General features: G+C 34.0%; 21 protein-coding genes, 4 tRNA genes, 1 other RNA gene and 1 riboswitch. All 26 genes read left to right on the top strand.

Features of this window, described 5'->3' with window-relative positions:
• Nucleotides 1-127: 127 nt before the first annotated feature.
• The 26 genes from U472_RS15940 to U472_RS15815 all read left to right on the top strand — a co-directional run bounded on the left by U472_RS15940 (nucleotide 128) and on the right by U472_RS15815 (nucleotide 21399).
• Nucleotides 128-772, top strand: coding sequence for a redox-sensing transcriptional repressor Rex (locus tag U472_RS15940; protein ID WP_068719742.1), 645 nt, complete (start codon nucleotides 128-130; stop codon nucleotides 770-772).
• A gap of 188 nt (nucleotides 773-960) precedes the next feature.
• Nucleotides 961-1052, top strand: a tRNA-Ser gene (locus U472_RS15935).
• Between the two features lie 93 nt (nucleotides 1053-1145).
• Nucleotides 1146-1239, top strand: a tRNA-Ser gene (locus U472_RS15930).
• 8 nt (nucleotides 1240-1247) lie between these two features.
• Nucleotides 1248-1324, top strand: a tRNA-Arg gene (locus tag U472_RS15925).
• Between the two features lie 17 nt (nucleotides 1325-1341).
• Nucleotides 1342-1788: a tRNA adenosine(34) deaminase TadA gene (gene tadA / locus U472_RS15920; protein WP_068719740.1), complete on the top strand. Its 447-nt coding sequence runs from the start codon at nucleotides 1342-1344 to the stop codon at nucleotides 1786-1788.
• 4 nt (nucleotides 1789-1792) lie between these two features.
• Nucleotides 1793-1884, top strand: a tRNA-Ser gene (locus tag U472_RS15915).
• A 157-nt stretch (nucleotides 1885-2041) separates the two neighbouring features.
• Nucleotides 2042-2306, top strand: an RNA gene (gene ffs / locus U472_RS15910) — signal recognition particle sRNA large type.
• A 44-nt stretch (nucleotides 2307-2350) separates the two neighbouring features.
• The gene (gene dnaX / locus U472_RS15905) at nucleotides 2351-4000 is read left to right on the top strand and encodes a DNA polymerase III subunit gamma/tau (RefSeq protein ID WP_068719738.1); all 1650 of its coding nucleotides are present in this window, start codon (nucleotides 2351-2353) and stop codon (nucleotides 3998-4000) included.
• 30 nt (nucleotides 4001-4030) lie between these two features.
• Nucleotides 4031-4339: a YbaB/EbfC family nucleoid-associated protein gene (locus U472_RS15900; RefSeq protein WP_172431888.1), complete on the top strand. Its 309-nt coding sequence runs from the start codon at nucleotides 4031-4033 to the stop codon at nucleotides 4337-4339.
• Nucleotides 4340-4358: 19 nt separating this feature from the next.
• Entirely contained in the window at nucleotides 4359-4955 is a 597-nt protein-coding gene (gene recR / locus U472_RS15895; RefSeq protein ID WP_068719734.1) for a recombination mediator RecR, read from the top strand.
• A 180-nt stretch (nucleotides 4956-5135) separates the two neighbouring features.
• Nucleotides 5136-8726 (top strand): pyruvate:ferredoxin (flavodoxin) oxidoreductase, encoded by a 3591-nt coding sequence (gene nifJ / locus U472_RS15890; RefSeq protein WP_068719733.1) that lies wholly within the window; start codon nucleotides 5136-5138, stop codon nucleotides 8724-8726.
• A 405-nt stretch (nucleotides 8727-9131) separates the two neighbouring features.
• Nucleotides 9132-9365, top strand: coding sequence for a DUF2508 family protein (locus U472_RS15885; RefSeq protein ID WP_068719731.1), 234 nt, complete (start codon nucleotides 9132-9134; stop codon nucleotides 9363-9365).
• Nucleotides 9366-9638: 273 nt separating this feature from the next.
• Entirely contained in the window at nucleotides 9639-10211 is a 573-nt protein-coding gene (locus U472_RS15880) for a 2-oxoacid:acceptor oxidoreductase subunit gamma family protein (protein WP_068719728.1), read from the top strand.
• On the top strand, nucleotides 10211-10495 hold the full coding sequence (locus tag U472_RS15875) for a 4Fe-4S binding protein (RefSeq protein ID WP_068719725.1): 285 nt from the start codon (nucleotides 10211-10213) through the stop codon (nucleotides 10493-10495). Before U472_RS15880 ends, U472_RS15875 begins: the two co-directional genes overlap by 1 nt.
• A 24-nt stretch (nucleotides 10496-10519) precedes the next feature.
• On the top strand, nucleotides 10520-11701 hold the full coding sequence (gene porA, locus U472_RS15870; RefSeq protein ID WP_068719723.1) for a pyruvate ferredoxin oxidoreductase: 1182 nt from the start codon (nucleotides 10520-10522) through the stop codon (nucleotides 11699-11701).
• A 12-nt stretch (nucleotides 11702-11713) separates the two neighbouring features.
• The gene (locus tag U472_RS15865; protein ID WP_068719721.1) at nucleotides 11714-12637 is read left to right on the top strand and encodes a thiamine pyrophosphate-dependent enzyme; all 924 of its coding nucleotides are present in this window, start codon (nucleotides 11714-11716) and stop codon (nucleotides 12635-12637) included.
• Between the two features lie 90 nt (nucleotides 12638-12727).
• Nucleotides 12728-12827, top strand: a riboswitch (purine riboswitch).
• A gap of 112 nt (nucleotides 12828-12939) precedes the next feature.
• The gene (guaB, locus tag U472_RS15860) at nucleotides 12940-14397 is read left to right on the top strand and encodes an IMP dehydrogenase (RefSeq protein ID WP_068719719.1); all 1458 of its coding nucleotides are present in this window, start codon (nucleotides 12940-12942) and stop codon (nucleotides 14395-14397) included.
• 367 nt (nucleotides 14398-14764) lie between these two features.
• Nucleotides 14765-15412 (top strand): dTMP kinase, encoded by a 648-nt coding sequence (tmk, locus tag U472_RS15855; RefSeq protein WP_068719718.1) that lies wholly within the window; start codon nucleotides 14765-14767, stop codon nucleotides 15410-15412.
• Nucleotides 15399-15839, top strand: coding sequence for a YaaR family protein (locus U472_RS15850; RefSeq protein ID WP_068719716.1), 441 nt, complete (start codon nucleotides 15399-15401; stop codon nucleotides 15837-15839). Before tmk ends, U472_RS15850 begins: the two co-directional genes overlap by 14 nt.
• Nucleotides 15840-15851: 12 nt before the next feature.
• Complete coding sequence (holB, locus tag U472_RS15845; RefSeq protein ID WP_068719714.1) at nucleotides 15852-16871, top strand: DNA polymerase III subunit delta'; 1020 nt, start codon at nucleotides 15852-15854, stop codon at nucleotides 16869-16871.
• A complete protein-coding gene (locus tag U472_RS15840; RefSeq protein WP_068719712.1) occupies nucleotides 16843-17649 on the top strand; it encodes a PSP1 domain-containing protein in 807 nt (268 codons plus the stop codon). Before holB ends, U472_RS15840 begins: the two co-directional genes overlap by 29 nt.
• A 57-nt stretch (nucleotides 17650-17706) precedes the next feature.
• On the top strand, nucleotides 17707-18057 hold the full coding sequence (locus tag U472_RS15835) for an initiation-control protein YabA (protein ID WP_083189955.1): 351 nt from the start codon (nucleotides 17707-17709) through the stop codon (nucleotides 18055-18057).
• Nucleotides 18041-18790, top strand: a complete 750-nt coding sequence (locus U472_RS15830) for a tRNA1(Val) (adenine(37)-N6)-methyltransferase (RefSeq protein WP_245684829.1) — start codon at nucleotides 18041-18043, stop codon at nucleotides 18788-18790. The genes U472_RS15835 and U472_RS15830 overlap by 17 nt, the downstream gene beginning before the upstream one ends.
• 25 nt (nucleotides 18791-18815) lie before the next feature.
• On the top strand, nucleotides 18816-19070 hold the full coding sequence (locus tag U472_RS15825; protein WP_068719708.1) for a GIY-YIG nuclease family protein: 255 nt from the start codon (nucleotides 18816-18818) through the stop codon (nucleotides 19068-19070).
• Entirely contained in the window at nucleotides 19063-19914 is an 852-nt protein-coding gene (rsmI, locus tag U472_RS15820) for a 16S rRNA (cytidine(1402)-2'-O)-methyltransferase (protein ID WP_068719706.1), read from the top strand. The genes U472_RS15825 and rsmI overlap by 8 nt, the downstream gene beginning before the upstream one ends.
• 471 nt (nucleotides 19915-20385) lie before the next feature.
• Complete coding sequence (locus U472_RS15815; protein WP_068719704.1) at nucleotides 20386-21399, top strand: DNA double-strand break repair nuclease NurA; 1014 nt, start codon at nucleotides 20386-20388, stop codon at nucleotides 21397-21399.
• Nucleotides 21400-21467: the final 68 nt, after the last annotated feature.

The following is a 21467-nucleotide window of genomic DNA, read 5'->3' as shown; positions in this document are numbered from 1 at the left end:
CAAGCAAGTGAATGATTTTGGCGAACAATCTAACATAAGATATTTAGTACATAATAAAAAAGCTAAAGCTTTTATAAGTCGATTTGGGAGTCATAAATTTCACCGTAAATAAAAGGGGGATTTTATTATGATTCATAAAGAAGGAAAGACAATTGTAATACCCACTGCTGTTATTAAAAGGTTACCTAAATACCACCGTCATTTAGGTAAATTATTAAAAAAAGGTGTAGAAAAAATTTCTTCACGAGAATTTGGAGAAATTGTTGGAGTTTCAGCTCCCCAACTTAGACAAGATCTCAATCACTTTGGTAACTTTGGTCAGCAAGGCTATGGCTATAATGTAGAGAAGTTATACAATGCTTTAGCTAAAGTAATGGGTATAGAGAAGAAGAGCAATATGGTATTGGTAGGTGTAGGAAATTTAGGTCAAGCTTTAATTAGTGCTACAGATTTTAAAAGAAGAGGATTTAATTTATTAACTGCTTTTGATATTAACCCAAGATTGGTAGGGATGACAATTAACGGGATTAAAGTTAGAGATATTATTAATTTAGATCAATATGTTAAAGATAATGATATTAACATAGGTATTATTGCAGTACCTGAGGAATCCGCTCAAGATGTTGCTAACCAATTAGTTTCGGCTGGTGTAAAGGGTATTTGGAACTTTGCTCCTGTGGATTTAAAGGTTCCTAAGGAGATATCTGTGGAAAATGAACATCTTACCGAAGGGCTATTGAGATTATCTTTTAAGATAAAAGGTGAAATGTAAGAAATAATTAATATTTTACAAAAAAAGGAATTTGATTTTGTTTATAGTTTATGTTATCATTATATCTGTCGCAGGGAAAGGACAAACTATTTGAAAGAGGTTTTAATTAAAAATTCTTTCAAATGTCCTTGACAGATCTTTTCTAGTATTATATAATGGTCTAGCGTCTGAATAATTTAATAAAAATTGGAGAGGTGTCCGAGTCCGGTTGATGGTGACGGTCTTGAAAACCGTTGTACGTTTGCACGTACCGTGGGTTCGAATCCCACCCTCTCCGCCATTTATATTATTGTTAACATTAACCAGTTGATAGTTTAAAGAAATTGTTATACAATTTATAAATGTTGTTAGTTTAATAATTTTAAATCAGTATGGAGAGATACCCAAGTAGGCTGAAGGGGCGGGTTTGCTAAACCTGTAGTAGGGAATACTCCCTAGCGAGGGTTCGAATCCCTCTCTCTCCGCCATATATTATGCGCCCGTAGCTCAGCTGGATAGAGTAACTGACTACGAATCAGGAGGTCGCAGGTTCGAATCCTGCCGGGCGCGCCATAAATTTAGGTGAAAAGATGAATAAAGAATATTATATGAAAGAAGCTTTAAAAGAAGCTAATAAAGCTTTTGATAAAGAAGAAGTTCCAATAGGTGCTATAATCGTTAAAGATGATAAGATTGTAGCTAGAGCTCATAATTTAAAGGAAGAGTTGCAAGATGCAACAGCTCATGCAGAGGTACTGGTTATCCGTCAAGCTGCTAAAAAGTTGGGTGGCTGGCGTTTAAATGGATGTACTTTGTATGTCACTGTTGAACCTTGTCCTATGTGTGCTGGTGCATTAGTTCAATCTAGAGTTGATGCTTTAGTCTATGGTGCAACTGATCCTAAAGGTGGAGCTGCTGGGACTTTATTTAATTTAGTAGACTCTAATCTATTAAATCATAGGTTAGAAGTAGAACATGGCATTTTAGAAGATCAATGTCGTCAAATAATGAGATCTTTCTTTAAGAGATTAAGATAAATATGGAGAGGTGTCCGAGTCTGGCTTAAGGGGCTCGCCTGGAAAGCGAGTGTAGATTAACGTCTACCGAGGGTTCAAATCCCTCCCTCTCCGCCATAAAAACTATCACTGTAAGGTGTTTTTATTTTATTGATTATTTCGTAATTGATGCTATTTTTTACTTCATGTTGACTTATGATTTTATCTTTGATAAAATTATAAGTGTTATAATTAAATTATGTAATAAAGGCTTTTGCCTTTATATAAATTGTGACCGTGCTAAATGGGGTGGTAGCGGTACCCTGTAACCCGCAATCCGCTATAGCGGGATTGAAGTTCGCCTAAGTCTATCTTCTGTGAGGTCTGGCTTAAGTAAGTGGTGTTGACAATTGGGTCCTACGCAACGGAGCTTTATGAACCCCGTCAGGTCCGGAAGGAAGCAGCGGTAAGTAAATGTCTTCCGTGTGCCGTAGGGGTGCCTAATTCGAGCTAACTGCTTAAGTAACGCTTGGAGGAGGTAGGTGAACGCGAATGCACGGTCCTTTCTTATTATTATGATATAAATTTATTTGGGGGTTATATGATGGCCTACATTTCACTTTATAGAAAATGGCGTCCACAGAAGTTTTCTGATATTGCTGGTCAACAGAATGTAGTTAAAACTTTACAAAATGCAATCAAAATGGATAGAATAGCTCATGCTTATCTATTTTGTGGACCTAGAGGTACTGGTAAAACTAGTACTGCTAAGATTTTAGCCAAAGCATTAAATTGTAAAGAAGGGCCAACTGTTAATCCGTGTGATGGCTGTGATTCTTGTGATAAGATTAGAAATAATAATTCAATCGATGTCATTGAGATAGATGCTGCCTCTAATCGGGGAATTGATGAAATTAGAGATTTAAGGGAAAAGGTTAAATTTTCTCCTACTGAGGGTAATTATAAAGTATATATTATAGATGAAGTACATATGTTAACAACAGAGGCTTTTAATGCTTTATTAAAAACTTTAGAAGAGCCACCTGACTATGTTATTTTTATTTTAGCTACAACAGAGCCTCATAGACTCTTACCTACTATCTTATCTAGGTGTCAAAGGTTTGATTTTAGTCGCCTATCTATTAATGATATTAAGGAGCGGCTGGCTTATATTTGTAGTCAAGAAAGTGTTGAAGCTTCAGCTGAGGTTTTAGCTACTATTGCTCGTAATGCTGATGGTGGGATGAGAGATGCTATCAGTATTTTAGACCAAGCTATCTCCTTTAGTGGAAAAGAGCTTAGTCTTGAAGATGTTGAAGAAGTGCTAGGGCTGGTAAGTGATGAAATATTATTTCAGTTGACAGACACAATCTTGAATAAAGAAATAGAAAGTAGTTTAGGATTGATTAATAAAATTATAAAACAAGGAAAGAATATATCCAAATTTGCAAGTGATTTAATTAATCATTTTCGTAATTTATTATTAGTGAAAGAATGTAAAGATATTAGTAAAATAGTAGATATTACTATTGAAAATAAAGATAAATTAGAAAAGCAAGCTGAAAAATTGCAGGTTAACCAATTATTAAAGTGGGTAAATATCTTAAATCAGGTACATTATGATTTAAAGCATACAATTCAACCTCGTATTAATTTAGAAATGGGAATTATTAAGTTAATTAAGCTTGATGAAGAAAAATCTTTAGATAACTTAATAGAGCGTCTGTCTAGATTAGAAGAGATGGTGGATAGCGGAAATATAATAGTAAATAATATAGATAATAAATCTGAAGTAAAATTAGATAGTGAAGAAGATATTATTAGACATTCTAACTCCTTAAATGATAATATAGAAGATAAAAATCTTGTAGAGGTTTCTGCTCCTGTTGATATTGATATAGATACAATAAGAGATAAATGGGAAGAGATATTAGATTATCTCAAATCTAATAAGAAGATGAGATTACAAGCATTATTAAAAGATGCAGTACCAGCAAAGGTTGAAGGTAACAAATTATTTATCTCTTTTGAGCATGAGTTCCATAAAGATTCTGTAGAAAGAGAGCAAGATACTGTTGTTGCAGTATTAAAAAAGTTTTTGGGAGTTAGTTTGAAGGTTAAATGTATTTTTTCTGGAAATATTAATAATGAAGGTAAAGATAAAGAAGAAGAGATATTAGAGCATCCTTTAGTTAAGAAAGCTATTGATTTATTTAATGGTACAGTTGTTAAAGTTGAGGAGATTAGCAAATAATAATTTTTTATTTATAGGAGGATGGTATTTATGGATATGGGTAAAATGATGAAACAAGTTCAAAAAATGCAAGGGCAAATGGCAAAGATGCAAGATGAGCTAGCTAAGAAGACTGTTGAAGCATCAGCTGGTGGTGGAATGGTGACTGTAACAGCTAATGGACAACAAGAGATTGTTGGAATAAAGATTGACCCTGATGCAGTAGACCCTGATGATGTTGAAATGTTAGAGGATTTAATTTTAGCAGCAGTTAATGAATCTATGCGTAAAGTTCAAGACATGACTCAAAAAGAGATGGGCAAATTAACAGGTGGTATGAATATTCCAGGACTATTCTAAGTTTAAGGGGAAATAAATTATGAGATACTATGCACAGCCCTTATCGCAATTAATTGGTCAACTCTCTAAATTACCAGGAGTGGGACCAAAGACTGCACAGAGATTAGCTTTTCATATTTTGGGGATGGACCAAAAAGATGCTCAAGATTTAGCTAAGTCTATTTCTGAAATAAAAAATAAATTATCGTATTGTTCCATTTGTAATAATTTAACCCAAAATGATCCTTGTCAAATATGTAGTGAACACAGAAGGGATAAGAGTTTAATTTGTGTAGTAGAAGAGGTAAAAGATGTTATTGCTATGGAAAAGACAGGAGAATACAAGGGTGTTTATCATGTTTTACATGGGGCTATCTCACCTATTGATGGAGTTGGTCCAGAAGATATCAAGATAAAAAGTCTGCTTCCAAGATTGGATGAGAATATTTCTGAGGTTATCTTAGCTACTGACCCTAATGTCGAAGGAGAAGCTACTGCGATGTACATATCTAAGCTCTTAAAACCTTTAGGGATTAAAGTGACTAGAATAGCTCATGGCTTACCAGTTGGTGGGGATTTAGAATATGCTGATGAAGTAACCTTATCAAAAGCCTTAGAAGGTAGAAGAGAGATTTAAAAAGCCACTTTCAAAGTGGTTTTTTTAAAAAGTTTTATGATAATTATTTAACAAAGATTTTGTGATAATTGATAGAGTTTTTTGAAAATTAGAACATTTGACTAGTATTAATAGTTGTAGTATACTAAAAATATGTAATTTTAGAAGGTAGCATAAACATAAAACAAGGGGGCGGAAAGATTGGCTAAAAAAATGAAAACTATGGATGGAAATCAAGCTGCTGCATATACTTCTTATGCATTTACTGAAGTAGCTGGTATTTATCCTATTACACCATCATCTCCGATGGCTGAGTATGTTGACTTATGGGCTTCTCAAGGGAAGAAAAATTTATTTGGTATGCCTGTAAATGTTGTAGAAATGCAATCAGAAGCTGGAGCCGCTGCAACAGTACACGGTTCTTTACAAGCAGGTGCATTAACTACTACATATACTGCATCTCAAGGGTTACTGTTAAAAGTTCCTAATATGTATAAAATCGCTGGTGAATTATTACCAGGGGTTATTCATGTAGCTGCTAGATCTATTGCTGCACAAGCATTATCAATCTTTGGTGATCACCAAGATGTAATGGCTGCTAGACAGACTGGTTTTGCTATGTTAGCAAGTGGATCAGTACAAGAGGTTATGGATTTAGGTGGGGTAGCTCACTTGGCTGCAATTGAAGGTAAGGTTCCTTTCTTACACTTCTTTGATGGATTCCGTACTTCTCACGAGATTCAAAAGGTTGAGTTAATGGATTATGAAGTATATGATCGTTTATTAGATAGAGATGCTGTTCAAGAATTCCGTAACAATGCATTAAATCCTGAGCATCCTGTAACTCGTGGTAGTGCTCAAAATGATGATGTATACTTCCAAACTAGAGAAGTTCAAAATAAATATTATGATGCACTTCCTGATATTGCTGCAAAATATATGGAAGAGATCTCTAAAGTAACTGGACGCGACTATGCTCCATTTGTATATTATGGTGCTGAAGATGCAACTGATATCGTTATTGCTATGGGATCTGTAACTGAAACTATTGAAGAAACAGTTGACTATTTAGTAGCTCAAGGTCGTAAAGTAGGATTATTAACTGTTCACTTATATCGTCCATTTAGTGCTAAATATTTCTTCAATGCTTTACCAGAGAGTGTTGAAAGAATTGCTGTATTAGATAGAACAAAAGAACCTGGTTCTGCAGGAGAGCCATTGTATTTAGATGTTAAGTCAGTATTTTATGGTAAAGAGAATGCTCCATTAATCATTGGTGGACGTTATGGATTATCTTCAAAAGATACTACTCCTGCACAAATCATTGCTGTATTTGATAACTTAGCAGGAGAAGCTAAAGATAACTTTACAATTGGTATTGTTGATGATGTAACTAACTTATCTTTAGAAGTAGGAGAAGAAGTTAACGTATTGGCTGATGATGTTACTGAAGCATTATTCTATGGTTTAGGTTCTGATGGTACTGTTGGTGCTAACAAGAACACAATTAAGATTATCGGTGACAATACTGATTTATATGCACAAGGATACTTTGCATATGACTCTAAGAAATCAGGTGGGGTAACTCGTTCTAACTTACGTTTTGGAAAAGACCCTGTTAGATCCACTTATTTAGTATCTAACCCTAACTTCGTATCCTGTTCTACTGATTCATACTTAGATAAGTATGATATGTTAAGTGGCTTACGTAAGGGAGGAACCTTCTTATTAAATACAGTTTCTAGCGCTGATGAAATTGTAGAAAAGATGCCTAATAGTGTTAAAAAACAATTAGCTGAAAAAGATGCTAAATTCTATATTATTGATGCTGTAACTTTGGCTCAAGAGATAGGATTAGGACGTCGTACTAATACTATCATGCAATCTGCATTCTTTAAGTTAAATGAGCAAATCATGCCTTATGATAAAGCTCAAGAATTAATGAAAGAGTATGCTGAAAAGTTATATGGACGTAAAGGTCAAGAGATTGTTGAAATGAACTGGAAAGCTATCGATAAAGGTGCTGAAGGTTTAGTAGAAGTAACTGTTGATCCAGCTTGGGCTAATCTAGAGGCAGAAGAAGCTGCTCAAGTAGATGAAACTCGTCCGGACTTCGTTAAGAATATTGCAGACCCAATCAATGCTATTAAAGGATACGAATTACCAGTATCAGCATTTGAAGGTTATGAAGATGGAACTATGATTAATGGTGCTGCAGCTTATGAAAAACGTGGTATCGCTAACTTTGTTCCAAAATGGGTTGATGAAAACTGTATTCAGTGTAACCAATGTGCTTTCGTATGTCCTCATGCAGTAATTAGACCATTCTTAATGGATAAAGAAGAGGTTGCTAATGCTCCTGAAGGTCTTGTAACTAAGAAGCCGATGGGTAGAGGTTTAGATGGATTACAATATCGTCTACAAGTTTCTCCATTAGACTGTACTGGATGTGGAGTTTGTGCTAATGTATGTCCAGGTATGAGAGGTAATAAAGCTCTTGAAATGGTACCAATTAAAGAGTCTATTGAAGCTGGAGAAGCAGAATATACAGAATATATGTTCAATGAAGTAACATATAAGGATGACTTATTAAAGACAACTAATGTTAAAGGTTCTCAATTTGCTAAACCATTATTTGAATTCTCTGGAGCATGTGCTGGCTGTGGAGAGACTCCATATGTTAAGTTAATTTCTCAATTATTTGGAGATAGAATGACAATTGCAAATGCAACTGGATGTTCTTCAATCTATGGTGGTTCTTACCCAGCAACTCCATTTACTACAGATGCTGATGGTAGAGGTCCAGCATGGGCAAACTCATTATTTGAGGACAATGCTGAATTTGGATACGGTATGAGAGTTGCTTCTGAAACTACTCGTGATAGAATCCAAAGTATTATGGCTGAAACTATGGATCAAGTAGAGCCTGAATTACAAGAGTTATTCGGTGAATGGATTCAAAATCGTAATAGTGGTGCTATTACTAAAGACTTAAAGGCTAAACTAGTTGAGGCTTTAGATAATACCTCTTGTGAAGCAGCTAAGGAAATCTTAGGTGTTAAAGACTTCATCGTAAAACAATCTAACTGGATGATTGGTGGAGATGGATGGGCTTATGACATCGGTTATGGTGGATTAGACCATGTAATCGCTAGTAATGATGATATTAATATCTTAGTAGTAGATACAGAGGTTTACTCTAACACAGGTGGACAGTCTTCTAAAGCTTCTCCAACTGGTTCTATTGCTAAGTTTACAGCTGCTGGTAAGTCTGGTAAGAAGAAAGACTTAGCTGCAATTGCTATGACTTATGGTCATGTATATGTAGCTCAAGTATCTCATGGTGCAAGCCAAGCCCAAGTACTAAAGGCTATGCTAGAGGCTGAAGCTCATAATGGACCATCAATCGTAATTGCTTACTCTCCATGTATCAACCATGGTGTTAAGGGTGGATTGACTAATGCTCAAGCTCAAGCTAAATTAGCTACTGAGTGTGGATATTGGCCAATATTCAGATTTGATCCTACTTTAGCTGAAGAAGGTAAGAATCCATTCCAAATCGATTGTAAGGATCCTCAATGGGATAAATATCAAGACTTCTTAATGAGTGAAAGACGTTATTCACAATTATATAAGATTAATCCAGAAAAAGCTGAAGAGTTATTAGAGTTAAACAAGAAAGAAGCTCAACGTCGTTGGACAATGTATCAACGATATGCGGCAATGGATTATTCTTTAGAAACTTCTGAAACAGAAATTGCTAAGGATGAAGTTGCAGCTACAAAAGAATAATTATATATAATTGATTTTTAAAGCAGTGGATATTATATCCGCTGCTTTTTTTATAGAAGTATGCTTTTAAGATAACCTTTTAAGCAAATGTAAAGGATAATTAGTCACGATGAAACACACATAAAGTAAAATTAAAGAATCATCTTAAATAATTAGATATTAAAGTAGAAATTTAAAGTTTAAATATTTTTTAATTACATATTTATCAATTTAATAATTTCAATTTTTTATTAATCTCACAGCTAGTTGAAACTAGCTGTGAGATTTTGATTATAATTATAAAATAGAAAGCATTATTTTAATAAATTACTTCTAACTTAAGTTCTGAAAGATAATTATTAATATTTTTTATATACACTGGGCATTCTATAGGCAACCATTATTTTTAAAGGAGGTTAAAATCTAATGCCCTTTGAACTTATCAGTAGAATCTTTAATTTTTCCAATTTCACTACAGGATCAAATGATAATTTAGAAGAGAAAATTATAGAGGCCAGAGAAGAGTGGGATGAGGCTAGGAGTTATTTTAATTCTGTATCAGATCCTGATTTAATTGACCATGCTATTTATCTATTAGAGGCTGCTGAAAGTAAGTATAGATATTTATTAAGGCAGAAGAGGTCAATCAATGATAATTAAATATTACCACAAAAAATTAGAGTAGTTGAACTTATCTAAGATAGTTTAATTCCTCTAACTCTGTTATTACATAATGACAGATTAACTTATCTAATTAATTAGTTAATTGGAGAAGAACTAGAATATAAAATCTCTAAATAAAATAATAATCTGGATAATCATCATAAAATAAACAAATATTATATATGAAGATTATTAAAATCTATTTTATTAACACTAGCAATAGCTGATTGAATTTTAAAATAATTTTCTAAAATGAAAGGAGGAGAATATATGGCAAATTTAATAGAAATTCGTTGGCATGGTCGAGGGGGTCAAGGTTCAAAAACAGCATCTATTTTATTGGGGAAAGTTGCTGCTAAAACAGGAAAGAATATTCAGGCGTTTCCTGAGTATGGTCCAGAGAGAATGGGTGCTCCAGTATTAGCTTATAATAGGATAAGTGATGAACCAATCTTTGTCCACTGCCAAGTAACTGAGCCTAGTATTGTAGTGGTTTTAGATCCAACTTTATTGGAAGTTGTAGATGTAACTGAGGGGGTTTCTGCAGATGGAACTATTGTTGTTAATACAGAAATTGAAGCTAACAAAATAAAGGAGAAGTTAGGATTTAAAGGTGGAGTTTACACAGTAGATGCTTATGGTATTTCTACTGAAGAGATTGGTGCACCTTTCCCTAATACGCCTATGCTAGGTGCTTTGATTAAAGCTACAGACTTATTAGGTTTTGATGAATTTGTAGTTGAAGTTGAAAATGAATTTAAGAAGAAGTTTGCTCATAAGCCTGAAGTTGTTGAAGGAAATATAAATTCAATGAAGCGGGCTTATCAGGAGGTGAAACAATAATGGTTAAAGCAGGTGATGGATATAAAGATATTCCTATTGGTGGATTGATTCTTGATGCTGGTAATGCAAAAGATTATAACACTGGTGGATGGAGGACTAAGAGACCAGTTTTAGATAAAGAGAGATGTATTAATTGTCACTTATGCTGGGCTTTCTGTCCTGATATTGCTATTCTTTCTGAGGATGGTGTTGTCTCTGATCAGATAGATTACGATCACTGTAAGGGTTGTGGAATCTGTGCTAATGAATGTCCTGTAAATGCTATTGAAATGGTAAAAGAATAATCATAATTGGAAGGGGGAGATAAAGTGTCTAGTAAAGTTGCTTTGACTGGTAATGAAGCTTTAGCACAAGCTATGCGACAGATAAATCCAGATGTTGTTGCTGCTTATCCAATTACTCCACAGACTGCAATGGTACAGACCTTCTCTCAATTTGTAGCAGATGGAGAGGTAGATACTGAATATGTTACTGTAGAGAGTGAACATAGTGCTATGAGTGCCACTGTAGGTGCTAGTGCTGCTGGTTCTCGTGCTATGACAGCAACTGCTGCTAATGGATTAGCTTTAATGTGGGAGGTATTATACATAGCATCAGGTACAAGGTTGCCAATTGTAATGCCAGTTGTAAATCGTGCTTTAAGTGGTCCAATCAATATTCACTGTGATCATAGTGATGCTATGGGTGCTCGCGATTCAGGGTGGATTCAATTGTATGCTGAGAATGCTCAAGAAGCCTATGATAATGCTATCCAAGCTATTAGAATATCAGAACACAAGGATGTAATGTTACCTACAATGGTGAACTTAGATGGTTTTATCACAAGCCATGCAGTAGAGAGTCTGGAAATATTAGCTGATGAAGATGTGAAGGAATTTGTAGGGGAATATCATCCAGAAAATTACCTACTAAATGTGGATAATCCGATTGCTATAGGACCTTTAGATTTACAAGATTTCTATTTTGAACACAAGATGCAACAAGCTGTGGCAATGGGGAATGCCAAGCAGGTTATTTTAGATGTTGCTAAAGAATATAAAGGGTTATCTGGTAGAGAGTATGGATTTTTTGAAGCATATAAACTAGATGATGCTGAAGTTGCAATTGTAGCTTTAAACTCTACTGCAGGAACAGCTAAAGCAGCTGTAAATAATTTAAGAGAAGCAGGAGTAAAAGCTGGTTTATTAAAGATTAGAGTATATAGACCATTTCCTGCTGAAGAGATAGCAGAGGTCCTTAAGGATATGAAAGCTGTTGCTGTATTAGATAGAGCAGAAAGCTTCTCTACAAATGGAGGTCCAGTATTTGCTGATATTAGAAGTGTCTTATATGATATAAAAGCCAATGTAGAGGTTGTTAACTATATTTATGGTTTAGGTGGTAGAGATATTAAGGTTGAAGAGATTGAGAGTATATATAATGATTTACTAGAGATTATTGAGACTGGTCAAGTAGAGAATCGAATTACTCACTTTGGTGTAAGGCAATAGGAGGTGTGATATATGAAATTAAAAGAAGCTGCTAAAACAAGTGAAAGGTTCACAGGTGGACATAGATTATGCTCTGGTTGTGTGGCAGGACCTGTTACTAATTTAATTATGAGGTCAAGTAAGAATCCAGCAGTAGTAGGGGCAGCGACAGGTTGTTTAGAGGTTTCTAGTTCAATCTATCCTTATAGTGCATGGAAGGACTCTTTTATTCATAATGCTTTTGAAAATGCTGCAGCAACTATTAGTGGAGTTGAAGCTGCTTATCGTTCTTTAAAGAAACAAGGAAAGATGGAGGAGGACTTTGATTTTATTGCCTTTGGGGGAGATGGTGGAACCTATGATATAGGATTTCAATCATTATCAGGTGCTATGGAACGTGGTCATAATATGGTCTATGTATGTTATGATAATGGTGCCTATATGAATACTGGTATTCAACGTTCTAGTGCTACACCCAGAGGTGCGAATACAACAACTTCTCCAGCAGGAAAGGTCATACCTGGTAAACAACAATACAGAAAAGAATTAACTGATATTATGGCAGACCATAATATCCCTTATGTTGCTCAAATCTCTCCCTTTAAACCCCAGAAATTGATGAAAGCAGCACAAAAGGCCTTTGAAACTAAAGGTCCTGCATTTTTAAATGTGTTAGCTACCTGTCCACGTGGATGGAGAAGTAGGGCAGAAAAAGGAATTGAATTGACTAAGGTAGCGGCAGATACTTGTGTGTGGCCAATGTTTGAGATAGAAGATGGTAATTGGAAGTTACTTTATAAGCCCAGAGAGAAAAAGCCTGTAGAGGAATGGTTAAGACAACAAGGAAGATTTAAGCATCTATTTAAAAAGGGTAATGAGCATATAATTGAAGAGATTCAAGAGCATACTGATAAGAGATGGAATTATATATTAGAGCGTTGTGGTGAGAGTCAATAATAAAATTAGGTGTCTGATTAATCAGACACCTAATTTTATTTTCTACTTCCACTTGACATCTTAGTATAAAATTGATAAACTTAAAAAAATTAAAAATAAATAATAAAATTTCGTATAAAATCGAGAATGGGCTCGAAAGTTTCTACCAGGTGGCCGTAACCATCTGACTACGAACCATAGATATGCATATTATGCATGTTTTTGAGCCCTAAGTATACAAAATTATGCTTAGGGCTTTATATATAAATCAATGACTTTTAAAAGCAATTTATTATAGATAAACTATTAAAGGGGGAGTAAATATGGAAGACAAGTTTGTTAAAGAAGGGTTAACTTTTGATGATGTTTTATTGATACCAGCTCATTCTAAAGTATTGCCTAAAGAAGTAGATACTAGTATAAATTTAACTAAAAATATTAAGCTTAATATTCCTATTTTAAGTGCAGCTATGGATACGGTAACAGAGGCTAATATGGCTATAGCTATGGCTCGTCAAGGTGGACTTGGGATTATACACAAGAATATGTCTGTTGAAGCACAGGCAGAGGAAGTAGACAAGGTTAAGCGTTCTGAGAATGGTGTTATCGTCAATCCTTTCTACTTAAGCCCTGATAATAAGGTTTATGAGGCAGAGGAATTGATGTCGAAATATCACATTTCAGGAGTTCCAATTGTAGATAATGAAAAGAAATTAGTAGGTATTTTAACTAACAGAGATTTATTATTTGAAGAAGATTATAATCAAGAAATCGGTAATGTAATGACTAGTGAACATTTAGTAACTGCTCCAGTAGGAACGGATTTAGAGGCTGCTAAGGGGATTTTACAGAAGCATAAGATTGAGAAGTTACCATTAGTGGATGAAAATAATATTTTAAAAGGGTTAATTACTATTAAGGATATTGAAAAAGCAGAGGAATATCCTAATGCAGCTAAAGATAAACAAGGTCGTTTATTATGTGGAGCTGCTGTAGGAATCGGGGAAGGAACTAAAGAGAGGATTGCAGCTTTAGTAGAGGCAGAAGTGGATGTTGTAATTATTGATACTGCTCATGGACATTCTCAAAAGGTAATTGATATGGTTAAAGAAGTTAAGGATAGATATCCAGAATTAAATATTGTAGCAGGAAATGTTGCTACTGCTGAGGCTACTAAGGCTTTAATTGAGGCAGGTGCAGATGCTGTTAAAGTTGGAATAGGACCAGGATCTATCTGTACAACAAGAGTAGTAGCAGGTGTAGGAGTACCCCAGATTACTGCTGTGTATGACTGTGCTAAAGAAGCTAAAAAGTATGGAGTTCCAGTTATTGCTGATGGTGGAATCAAGTACTCTGGTGATGTAGTTAAGGCATTAGTGGCTGGTGCTAGTGTAGTTATGCTAGGTAGTGTTTTAGCTGGTACAGAAGAAGCTCCAGGAGAGAAGATAATCTATAAAGGAAGAAGTTACAAGGCTTATCGTGGCATGGGATCAATTGGTGCTATGAAGATGGGAAGTAAGGACCGTTACTTCCAAGAAGATGATAAGAAGTTAGTACCAGAAGGTATTGAGGGGCGTACTCCATATAAGGGAGATTTAGCAGATACTATCTATCAAATGGTAGGTGGTTTAAGAGCTGGAATGGGATATTGTGGTGCTGCCACTATTAAGGATTTAATACAAAACGGTAAATTTATTAAGATTACTGCTGCAGGATTAAGAGAGAGCCATCCTCATGATGTTACAATTACAAAAGAAGCTCCAAATTATAGTGTTGATTAATATTAAAAGTCCTCAATTTGAGGGCTTTTCTTTTTATTATTTTAATATATGAGGTAAGTAGTCATTATTAAATTCTTTATTTAGGATATACTTATTATTATGAGTCTTTTGATCACCCAAATCACTTTTTGACTGGTATAATAACTTTTTACATTCACTATATTTATAAGAGAAATTAGGAACTTTAGATTAGTTCATTTTTCATTTAGGAAGGTTTATCTATTAAATTAAATAATATTAATAGATAATTTCCTATAGTAATATATTATTACAAGGTATAATATTATATTGGAATTATTAATAAAAAGGAGTTTATTTGTCAGTCAAGAATAATAACAATAGTCATAAAAATATTGGAGGAAGTTCAATGAAGGGATATTTTATCACATTAGAAGGAGTCGAAGGTTCTGGAAAATCAACTCAAGTTAGATTGATTAAAGAATATTTAGAGAGTTTAGGATATAAGGTCGTTACTACTTTTGAACCAGGAGATACAGAAGTTGGTAAGGAGATTAGAAAAATTTTATTGAGTCCAGATAATACAGAATTAGTATCAAGGGCTGAATTATTACTATATGTTGCAGAGAGAGCACAACATGTCTTTGAGTTACTTAAGCCTTCTTTGGAAGAAGGAAAAATTATTATTAGTGATAGATATACAGATGCTACTTTGGCTTATCAAGGTTATGCAAGGGGATTAGATCAAAACTTAATTGAAGAATTAAATACTATAGCTACAGAAGGTTTAGAACCAGATTTGACTTTACTTTTAGACATTGATCCTCAAATATCTTTACGAAGGGCAAAGCAAGTAACTGCTGAAAATAGTAGTAAAGGAGATAGGATTGAAGCAGAAAAAATCTCTTTTCACCAGAGGGTAAGAAAGGGTTATTTAGACTTGGCTAAGAGAGAAGAAAGGATAGAATTAATTGATGCTAATCAATCAATTGACAATATCTTCAACTCAATTAAAACCATACTCCAAAAGAGGTTGATAAAAGATGAAAATCGATAATAAATTAAAGAGTAATGTAAATACTGCTAGAGCTTCTGGAAGTAAGATGACAAGAATTGATGGGAGAAAGACCGATTTCTTAGAAGAGCTAACCAAGATGCATGGTGTACAGATTAAGGGTAAATTAGATGAATTATTAGAGATGATTGACCAACAAGGTGACCGTTTGAATAAACATCGTACTTTTAGGGAGTTAATTAGGTATAAGAAGATGGTTAAACAGTTTGTTAAGGAGGCTATAGGTCAAATGTATAATGTACAGGAAGATTATAGTCCTATGCAAGGAAAGATTCATACTATAGTCAAGTCTGTAGATGAGTCCTTAGAGGATTTAACCAAGATGATTCTTGATAAACAGGCATCACAATTAGATATTTTGGGAAAATTAGATGAGGTACGGGGGATGTTAGTAGATTTATATAGATAAGGGGAGTTTTTCATGTCTTTTAATCAAATAATAGGACAAGACTTAGCAAAAACTATATTAAAGAATGCATTAGTCCAACAAAGATTAAGTCATGCCTACCTATTTGTAGGTGAGGAAGGTTTAGGAAAAGATTCAGCAGCTTTTGAATTTACTAAGGCAATTAATTGTCAAGAAAATGATAATGATTCTTGTAATCATTGTATATCTTGTAGAAAGGCCAATAATAAGAATCACCCAGATGTTAAGGAGATTTATCCTGATGGAGCTTTTATTAAAATAGATCAAATTCGTAAATTGCAACAAGAGATTTTATATAAGCCCTATGAAAGTAAGAAGAAGGTCTATATTATTCACCAAGCAGATAAGATGAATACACAAGCTGCCAATAGTTTACTTAAGACTTTAGAAGAACCTCCAAGTTATGCGATTATTATATTGATTACCAATAATTTAAATAAACTCTTACCTACTATTATATCAAGGTGTCAATTGATTAGATTTCAATTGGTCTCTGATGAAGTTATTAAAGATAGTTTAATCAAAGATTATAATCTATCAGAAGAAGAGGCAATATTATTTACAACTTTAGCAGAAGGAAGGTATAGGTTTGCTTTAGAGTGGGTAGAGAATATAGATAAGGTAGAAGAAAGAAAAGAGATACTTAAAATAGCCAATTCTTTAAAAGACTTAACTAGAATTGAAAGTTTTGAATTTGTACAGAAATTATTAGATGAACGGGATAAAATTAATCTAATCTTAAATATAATTTTGACTTGGTATCGGGATTTACTAATGGTTAAATTAGGTCAAAATGAGAGCTTAATTAATATTGATTACCATGATAAGTTAAGAGATGAAGCTAAAGAGTGGAGATTAGAAGGGATAGAAGGTATAATAAGTTTAATAGAAGATACAAATAATGTTATTAATAATTTAAATGTTAACCTGCAGTTAGCCCTAGAAGTATTATTTTTGAGGTTGAATAAATTAAGGAGGAAGAATTATGCCAGAAGTAATAGGAGCTACATTTAAAAAAGCAAGTAAAATATATTACTTTAAGCCTAATGGTATTGAGTTAAATATAGGAGATAAAATTATTGCTGAAACTACTCGTGGTTTAGAGTTAGGAGAAGTTATTATAGATTCTAAAGAGGTTGACAAAAGGGGCTTGAAAGCTGAGATAAAGACAATTCAGAAGAAGGCTGACTCTAATGATATGCGACAGGTTAAGGAGAACCAAAAAGAAGCAGAAAGGGCTTTTGAAATCTGTGAAGAGAAGATACAAGACCACAATTTACCAATGAAATTAATTGATTCTGAGTATACCTTTGATAAAGGAAAGTTATTATTTTATTTTACAGCTGATGGGAGAATCGACTTTAGAGAATTAGTTAAGGATTTAGCATCTATATTTAGGACAAGAATAGAGTTACGCCAAATAGGTGTTAGAGATGAAACAAAATTATTAGGTGGAATTGGACAATGTGGGAGAGAGTTATGCTGTAAGACTTTTTTGAGGGAGTTTGATCCAATAACTATTAAGATGGCCAAAGATCAGGATTTATCATTAAACCCAGAGAAGATCTCTGGGATTTGTGGACGATTAATGTGTTGTTTAAAGTATGAATCTGATAGTTATTTAGAAACTAAAGATGATTTGCCTGATATAGGTGAAGAAGTAGAGGTTGGAGAAGAAGTTGGTACAGTAACAGGGTTGAATGTTGTTAAAGAAACTTTAACTGTAGAATTAAGTGATAAAGAGAGTGTTGAAGTATCTGCTGAAGATATTGAAGAGAAAAAAGAGGATTAGTACTATAATATATAGAATATTATGGAATAAGACTTTGGGGATATGGAGGTTGCAATAGTGGAAGAGATTATTAGTCTTTTGGCTCACTTTCAGGAAGAGTTACAGGTTTTGACTAATGATTTTCAGAAGATGAAGAATACGATTTATAATATATACAAAGAGAACGAGAAACTGAAAGAGGAGAATCAAAATTTAAAGAAATTACTTTTTACTAAAGAAGAGGAAGAAGAGCCTGACCAAGAGGGAGGAATGGGTTATGATAATTTAACCCGTCTGTATAAAGAGGGATTCCATGTTTGCCATCTTAATTTTGGAGAGGGACGCGAAAGTGACTGTTTATTCTGTATGGGGCTGCTAGATAATAATTTGGATGAAGTGGAGGAAGAGGATAGTGGTGCAAAGAGTTAATTTAAAGGAAACAGAGAGATTAGATGATTTATTAGTTGATGATTTGAGATTAATCCAAAATCCTGCTTACTTCTGTTTTTCACTGGATGCTGTTCTACTTGCTAATTTTGCTAGCCCAAAGAATGACTCTAAGGTTTTGGATATAGGGACAGGAAGTGGGATTATCCCTCATCTGATGCAGGCTAAATATCAGGTTAAGAAGATTTATGGTATTGATATTCAAGCAGAATTGATTGATATGGCAAAGCGTAGTGCTAAATACAATAAGGTAGAAGATAAGTTAGAGTTTATTAATCTTAATATCAAGGATGGATTAGAGATATTTAAAAGAGAGTCCTTTGATTATATTGTTAGTAATCCACCTTATATGAAAGCTAAAAGTGGTAAGGTCAATTTAGAGGATAAGGTAGCCATTGCTCGTCATGAAATAGAGTGTGACTTAGAAGATATTATTAGGATGAGTAGCCAATTACTTAAGTATCGAGGTAAGGTCGCGTATGTATATAGAACTCAGCGACTAGCTGAGTTATTATCTTTGATGGACAAGTATAATCTAGCTACTAAAAGATTAAGGTTAATCCATTCTCAAATAGACAAAGAGGCTAAGTTATTCTTGGTAGAAGGTGTTAAGGGTGGAGGGGTTGGTTTAGATGTTTTAGCTCCTTTAATCCTCAATGATGAAAATGGTAATTATACAGAAGAAGTAAAAGCAATTTATTTTCCAGAAAATTAATTGTTTTTCTTTAAAGGGTGGTTATATGTCTAATTATGTTTACATAATAGAGTGTGCTGATAATACGTTATATACTGGGTATACTAATAATTTAGAGAGAAGGATTAGCTCTCATAACAGTGGAAAGGGTGCTAAATATACCAGAGGTAGGACTCCTGTTAAACTCCGCTATTTTGAAGAATATCAGACTAAGAGTGAGGCTATGAAGAGAGAGTATGTTATTAAGCAGTTAAGAAGGCAGGATAAGTTGAAATTAATAAAGGGTGATATAGATGGGTGAAGGGATTTTATATGTTTGTGGGACTCCAATTGGTAATTTAGATGATATTACTGTACGTGCTCTAAATATATTAAAAGAGGTTGATTTGATTGCTGCTGAGGATACTAGACATACTCGAAAATTATTGAATCATTATCAGATTGAAGCCAAATTAACCAGTTATCATGAACATAATGAATTAGAGAAGAGTAAAGAGCTTTTAGAGAGATTAAGAGGTGGCTTAGATGTTGCTTTAGTCTCTGATGCAGGGATGCCTGGAATCTCTGATCCAGGTTATAGATTAATCTCTTTACTTAGAGAGGAAGGGGTTAAGGTTGTTCCAATTCCTGGTCCTACAGCTATGACTACAGCTTTAGTTATTTCCGGGCTGCCAACAGACCGATTTGCTTTTGAAGGTTTTTTACCTCGCAAGAAGAATGAACGAAGAAGTTATTTAGAGGGCTTAAAAGGGGAAGAGAGGACACTAATATTTTATGAAGCACCCCATCGTTTGACTAAGACCTTAGCTGATATCTTAGAGGTATTAGGGGATAGGAAGATAGCTTTATGTAGAGAGCTAACTAAGAAGTTTGAAGAGACCATCACTGGCAAGGTCAGTGAATTGTTAGAGAAGTTTAAAGAGGATTCCCCTAGAGGTGAGATGGTCTTGGTTGTTGAAGGCGGAGTAATTAAGGAAGATGAAGAGCTAGAGGGGTGGAGAGGTCTATCTATTTTAGAGCATTTAGAGAGCCTGATGGCAGATGGCTTGACTAAGAAGAAAGCTATCAAAGAAGTAGCTAAACTACGTTCTTTACCAAAAAATGAAGTTTATCAGATTGCCACTAAAATAAAGGTTAATATATAAATTGTAAGGGAGGGCTGGAGAAGCTCTTCTTTTTGTATATTTTAATCTTCTGTCTTCTATAACAGTCAGAGAATAATATGGGGACATTAGGACAGTTTCATGTTAGTTGACAGTATACAGTGTACAATTAAGACCTTTAAAGCGAAAAAATTTCTGTTTGAACGAAGCAAGAATTGAGCTAAAATTTAAGAGTTTAATCAAATTTTGAATAAAGAATCTAGTTAGTGATAATAGCTAGTTATTCTGATTGCTAAGTTAGTGGGCTCTGCTACGTAGGGGTTGCTTTATAACCCCGAAGGTAAAGCCCGTAGGTTTGGTTACTTTTAAAGAGTAAAAGTGATGCAGTATCTACCTTAAAAGATACTATTAACTATCAGCAGATAATATTTTACTTGGTAAATAAAAGAAAATGAATTAAGGAGGAAGTCCTTTGTAGATGTTGAAGATTAAGAATAAAGGTTGGTGATGAAGATGCTTTTAACAGAAGATTTAAAGTTCTTGTTAAAGGATTGTAATGATAAGTTAAAAGAGAAGTATGAAAATCAATCTAATCTTGCTAGAAAGGATTTACGTAGATTAATTAGTAAGGTGGCGAAGTTCATTAATTTAAATAGGATGGAGAAAGTAGAGATAGATAAATTGATGCAAGGAAGACCCATTATTGGTGTAGATGGTTCTGTAAATAAACAAGGAAAGGTCTATCCTCATTATATTGAGTTATTACAGGCTTTGGCTAAAAGTACTGATAGAAGTCAAGATGGAATTGTAAAGCAGAGAATTTTTAGTCCCTTAATTGAAGATGATATGGATATGATTAAAAAGAAATTTTCTATAGCAAATAATCAGGAAGATGAAAATGATAAGATATACCCACAGGAAATAGCAGGTAAGATTAGAAGTTCTCTATTAGCCTGTTTAGAAGTCTTAGTAGCAAGGGATAGTATCTTAAAGTATAATCCCAGTTTAATTATGATGGACGGTTCTTTAATTAGATATAAGATTCAGGCAGAAGAAGAGTGGGAAGAGCTAGTAGAGCTAGCTTTAGAGAGGGATGTCTTAATTATAGGGGTTATTGAAGAGATAGGTACCCGTGATATAAGTACACTGTTAGGTGATGATCTACCTAATAAAATGACTGAAATGTATGATAGGGAGCTAATGTTTGGATTATTAGGATTAGGAGAGATGATGTTATTTGGGGATTCTAAGGATCAACTTAAAAAGGCTTTTGTTAGAAGTTCCCGTGATCCTGGGGTAGTTGGAATAGATATATTAAAAGAGCAGAGTGGAGCAATAACTGATGTAGCTAGTTTAGTATATTCTTTGACTCCAGAAGCAGGAAGGGGAATTCCAATCTGGCTTGATATCGTTGATGAGGAAGTTAGAATTAGTAATAAGATGATGGAGATGGTGATTGATAATTATCTAGACCCTACCTTAAAACAACGATTATTCCATTCTAAAAGAGCAGATAGAGTTTACTAAGAGCAGTGTACAGTTGACAGTAAAGTTAAAAAATATAGAATTTAATTCTGTTCTAAGCTCTTTAAATA

Source organism: Orenia metallireducens (assembly GCF_001693735.1).
In the GTDB taxonomy this organism is placed as follows: domain Bacteria; phylum Bacillota; class Halanaerobiia; order Halobacteroidales; family Halobacteroidaceae; genus Orenia; species Orenia metallireducens.
The sequence above is the reverse complement of the archived record's forward strand: the minus strand, read 5'-3'. Positions and strand labels throughout refer to the sequence as shown.

Excerpts from the sequence above, each read along its gene's own strand:
- U472_RS15940 (WP_068719742.1), top strand. The coding sequence starts at position 128 with ATGATTCATAAAGAAGGAAAGACAATTGTAATACCCACTGCTGTTATT.
- tadA (WP_068719740.1), top strand. The coding sequence starts at position 1,342 with ATGAATAAAGAATATTATATGAAAGAAGCTTTAAAAGAAGCTAATAAA.
- dnaX (WP_068719738.1), top strand. The coding sequence starts at position 2,351 with ATGGCCTACATTTCACTTTATAGAAAATGGCGTCCACAGAAGTTTTCT.
- U472_RS15900 (WP_172431888.1), top strand. The coding sequence starts at position 4,031 with ATGGATATGGGTAAAATGATGAAACAAGTTCAAAAAATGCAAGGGCAA.
- recR (WP_068719734.1), top strand. The coding sequence starts at position 4,359 with ATGAGATACTATGCACAGCCCTTATCGCAATTAATTGGTCAACTCTCT.
- U472_RS15885 (WP_068719731.1), top strand. The coding sequence starts at position 9,132 with ATGCCCTTTGAACTTATCAGTAGAATCTTTAATTTTTCCAATTTCACT.
- U472_RS15880 (WP_068719728.1), top strand. The coding sequence starts at position 9,639 with ATGGCAAATTTAATAGAAATTCGTTGGCATGGTCGAGGGGGTCAAGGT.
- U472_RS15875 (WP_068719725.1), top strand. The coding sequence starts at position 10,211 with ATGGTTAAAGCAGGTGATGGATATAAAGATATTCCTATTGGTGGATTG.
- U472_RS15865 (WP_068719721.1), top strand. The coding sequence starts at position 11,714 with ATGAAATTAAAAGAAGCTGCTAAAACAAGTGAAAGGTTCACAGGTGGA.
- guaB (WP_068719719.1), top strand. The coding sequence starts at position 12,940 with ATGGAAGACAAGTTTGTTAAAGAAGGGTTAACTTTTGATGATGTTTTA.
- tmk (WP_068719718.1), top strand. The coding sequence starts at position 14,765 with ATGAAGGGATATTTTATCACATTAGAAGGAGTCGAAGGTTCTGGAAAA.
- U472_RS15850 (WP_068719716.1), top strand. The coding sequence starts at position 15,399 with ATGAAAATCGATAATAAATTAAAGAGTAATGTAAATACTGCTAGAGCT.
- holB (WP_068719714.1), top strand. The coding sequence starts at position 15,852 with ATGTCTTTTAATCAAATAATAGGACAAGACTTAGCAAAAACTATATTA.
- U472_RS15840 (WP_068719712.1), top strand. The coding sequence starts at position 16,843 with ATGCCAGAAGTAATAGGAGCTACATTTAAAAAAGCAAGTAAAATATAT.
- U472_RS15825 (WP_068719708.1), top strand. The coding sequence starts at position 18,816 with ATGTCTAATTATGTTTACATAATAGAGTGTGCTGATAATACGTTATAT.
- rsmI (WP_068719706.1), top strand. The coding sequence starts at position 19,063 with ATGGGTGAAGGGATTTTATATGTTTGTGGGACTCCAATTGGTAATTTA.
- U472_RS15815 (WP_068719704.1), top strand. The coding sequence starts at position 20,386 with ATGCTTTTAACAGAAGATTTAAAGTTCTTGTTAAAGGATTGTAATGAT.